This window comes from Streptomyces sp. CO7 (assembly GCF_053474865.1).
Map to the genome: position 1 here is coordinate 1 of NZ_JBRIOU010000127.1, position 420 is coordinate 420.

Annotated in this window: 1 pseudogene; it reads right to left on the reverse strand. The window is 66.9% G+C overall.

The window, feature by feature from the left end:
- Positions 1-319, reverse strand: a pseudogene (locus ACOV8S_RS31420) (nitrite/sulfite reductase); the annotation flags it as partial.
- Positions 320-420 lie beyond the last annotated feature (101 nt).

Sequence of the window (420 nt, forward strand, 5' to 3'; positions counted from 1 at the left end):
GCATGAAGTACTCGTCGTCCAGCTCCTCCGGCTCCAGCACGCCCGTCTTGGTGCCGTCCAGACCCTGCTTGCGCTGGGTGTAGAGGCCCCACCAGCGCATGCGTCCGCGCAGGTCGTTGGGGTCGATGGAGTCGAAGCCGCGCTTCGAGTAGACCGTCTCAATACGTGTCCGCACATTGAGACCGTCGTCATCCTTCTTGAACTGCTCATTGCCGTTCAGGGGGGTGAAGTGCCCCACCGCCCACTGACCCTCGCCACGGTGGCGCCCGGCCTTGCGGCGGGCGGCGGCGGGAGTGGGGTTTTCCGGGGTGGCGGCCATGGCGTTTTGTCCTTCGGGACTGCGAGAGGGCGGCTCTGACCTGCACACTCGCGCTCAGGTCAGAGGGTGGCGCGTCAGTGCGCAGCAGGGTGGGGCAGAGT